Source organism: Blastomonas sp., assembly GCF_041747255.1.
Lineage (GTDB): Bacteria > Pseudomonadota > Alphaproteobacteria > Sphingomonadales > Sphingomonadaceae > Blastomonas.
The window spans coordinates 1-2,667 of record NZ_JBGTFM010000092.1; the positions used below are offsets into that span (position 1 = coordinate 1).

5 protein-coding genes are annotated in these 2,667 nt (G+C 63.4%); all 5 read right to left on the reverse strand.

Translation table 11 applies throughout. From position 1 onward, the window contains the following. Window positions 1-156: 156 nt before the first annotated feature. On the reverse strand, window positions 157-993 hold the full coding sequence (gene tatC, locus ACEW8G_RS03125) for a twin-arginine translocase subunit TatC (RefSeq protein WP_373486987.1): 837 nt from the start codon (window positions 991-993) through the stop codon (window positions 157-159). After that, the gene (gene tatB / locus ACEW8G_RS03130) at window positions 990-1,382 is read right to left on the reverse strand and encodes a Sec-independent protein translocase protein TatB (protein WP_373486988.1); all 393 of its coding nucleotides are present in this window, start codon (window positions 1,380-1,382) and stop codon (window positions 990-992) included. The genes tatC and tatB overlap by 4 nt, the downstream gene beginning before the upstream one ends. Window positions 1,383-1,422: 40 nt before the next feature. Then, window positions 1,423-1,668: a twin-arginine translocase TatA/TatE family subunit gene (locus ACEW8G_RS03135; RefSeq protein ID WP_373486989.1), complete on the reverse strand. Its 246-nt coding sequence runs from the start codon at window positions 1,666-1,668 to the stop codon at window positions 1,423-1,425. 27 nt (window positions 1,669-1,695) lie between these two features. Then, window positions 1,696-2,319: an SMC-Scp complex subunit ScpB gene (gene scpB, locus ACEW8G_RS03140; protein ID WP_373486990.1), complete on the reverse strand. Its 624-nt coding sequence runs from the start codon at window positions 2,317-2,319 to the stop codon at window positions 1,696-1,698. Next, window positions 2,316-2,667, reverse strand: a 352-nt coding sequence (locus ACEW8G_RS03145) for a segregation/condensation protein A (RefSeq protein ID WP_373486991.1), incomplete at its 5' end; no start/stop codon positions are given. The genes ACEW8G_RS03145 and scpB, both read right to left, overlap by 4 nt.

Genomic DNA, 2,667 nt, shown 5'->3' on the forward strand with positions numbered 1-2,667 from the left:
GCCTGTGAAGGGGTGAGGTGGGGGATGGCGCAACGTCCCTCGACTTCGCGAGAGCACGGACCATATGTGCGCCTCGCTCAAAAGCTCGATAACGCCAACTACCCCCGTCTGTCCCGAGCGAAGTCGAGGGACGGGCGCAGACCGCTCCCCTGCCCGTTACTCCGCAGGCTCTGACTGGGGGCTGGCTTCAGGCTCCTCCTGAGCATCCGCATCAAGCTTGGCCTTCGCCGCCTTGCGTTCCGTGAACCAGATCGCGAGAATGCTGAATTCGTAGAGCAGGATCAGGGGGATCGCGAGCATCAGTTGCGACACGACATCGGGCGGGGTGATCACCGCCGCAACAATGAACGCCGCAACAATCATATAACGCCGCACGCTCTTGAGCTGATCGCGCGACACGATCCCGGCGCGATTGAGCAGCATTAGCAGCACTGGCAGCAGAAAGCTGATCCCGAAGGCGAGGATGAACTGCATGACCAGCGACAGATAGGCGTCGGTGCTGGGCAAGGCCTCAACCTCAAGCCCGGCGGAATCGCCCTGAAACTGCAGGAAAAATCTGAATGCCGTTGGCATCACCACATAATACGCGAGCGCCGCGCCAGCGGTGAAGAGCAAGGGGGTCGCCAAAATGAACGGCAGCAGCGCGCGCTTTTCCTTGCGATACAGGCCGGGCGCGACAAAGGCCCACAGTTGGTTGGCGATGATCGGGAAGGACACGCAGAACGCGCCGAAAAACGCGACCTTCACCTGAACGAAGAACGCTTCATACAGCTTGGTATATACCAGCCGCCCGTTGCCGTCGCCAAACGCGTCCTTCAGCGGTACAACCAGAAACGCGAAAATCTGTTCGGAAAAATAGAAACACACCGCAAAGGCAAGCACCAGCGCATAGACACAGCGCAGCAGGCGCTGGCGCAGCTCGGTCAGATGGTCGAGCAGCGGTGCGCGCGAGGCATCGACATCATCGTCGGCGGGTTCGTCCACCGTGCTCACCGCTCACCCTCATGGCTGGCAGGGGCTGGCGGCAGCGTGGCCGGGCTCGCGGCATCGGGTGACGGCGATGCAGTAACGGGTGCGGTGTCAGTGGCGGCAGGCGCGGACCTAGAGGCAGTTGCAGGGGCGGGTAGCGGCTGCATCGCGGGGGCGTTGGCGTGTTCGCGCATGATGCGCTCGTTGTCCGCCTTCCACTTCTTTTCCATTTCCTCAAGTTCGACCTCGCGCACCATGGCATCGACCCCGGTGCGGAAATGGCGCATCACGCCCTTCGCCTTGCCGACCACCTGACCGACCTTGTACAATGCGCGCGGCAAATCCTTCGGGCCGATCACCACAATCGCCACGATGATGATCAGCAACAGCTCTGTCGAACCGATATCGAGCATCGCGCCAAGCCGCTTTCGTTACGCCCGCAAACGGGCAGGCTCAGCCGGGTTTGCGTTCTTCGTTCACGTTGCTGGTCTTGCCATCAATCGTGCGGCTGGGCGGGGCCTCGATCTGCGCGACCGGACGCGTCGGCTGCACCGGCTCGTCATCTTCGGCCATGCCCTTTTTGAAGCTCTTGATGCCCTTGGCAACATCGCCCATCAGCGACGAAATGCGTCCGCCACCAAACAGCAGCACGATAACCAGGATCACGATGACCCAATGCATGAGGGAAAACGATCCCATGATAATTCTCCTGAAGCTGGCTTACATCTAGGCCTGATCGTCGCGGTTTTCCAGCAATGAATCGGATTGTTCGCCTGACGGTTCGTCTGCATCGCCCGCCAGCGCGCCCTCAAGCGCCAAATCGACCGGGTCGAGCAGCCCTGCGGCGCGCAGGTCTTCAAGTCCCGGCAGGTCCCGGCGGCTGGCGAGCCCAAAGTGGCTGAGGAAATCGGGCGTTGTCGCATAAATCAGCGGTCGCCCCGGCACTTCGCGTCGTCCGGCGGGTGTCACCCAGCCCTCTTCCATCAGCACATCGATGGTGCCCTTGCTGACCTGCACGCCGCGAATGGCCTCAATCTCGGCGCGGCTGACCGGCTCGTGATAGGCGATGATCGCCAATGTTTCGGTGGCGGCGCGCGAAAGCTTGCGCAGCTGCTCGGTCTCACGCCGCAGCAGCCAGGCGAGATCGGCTGCGGTCTGGAAATGCCAACGCCCGGCGCGCTCGACCAGCTCGATGCCGCGCCCGGTATAGTCGCCAGACAGCGCCGCCAGCGCGCCCGCGATGTCAGCCTCCTGTCCGATCTGCGCGGCAAGATCGGCGATGCTTTGCGGCTGTTGCGCAGCGAACAGCGCCGCCTCGACCGCGCGGCAGACCGGATCGATCTCGCTCACCGCGTCGCCGTCCGCACCATCAGTGGCGCAAACGCTTCGTCCTGCGCCAGGTCGACCCGGCCTTGCCGCGCCAGCTCAAGCAGCGCCAGAAAGGTCGACGCGGTGGCCGACCGGCGCAAGTCTGCAGGCGCACCTTCGGGCAGGAAATCGCTGAGTGCGGTCCAGTCAAGCGCGGTGCCCAGCATGAACGACAACCGGGTCAGCGCATCGTCCAGCGTCATCACGTTGCGCGCCTTGACCATGTGCACCACCGGCTGGCCCCGCTGCGTCACCCGCCCGTATGCAGCGAGCAGATCGAACAGGCTGCATGCGTGGCGGGTCTTGGTGACCAGCCGCAGCCCCTCCCCC

Coding starts and splice junctions, on each gene's coding strand:
- tatB (WP_373486988.1), bottom strand. CDS start 1,382: ATGCTCGATATCGGTTCGACAGAGCTGTTGCTGATCATCATCGTGGCG.
- ACEW8G_RS03135 (WP_373486989.1), bottom strand. CDS start 1,668: ATGGGATCGTTTTCCCTCATGCATTGGGTCATCGTGATCCTGGTTATC.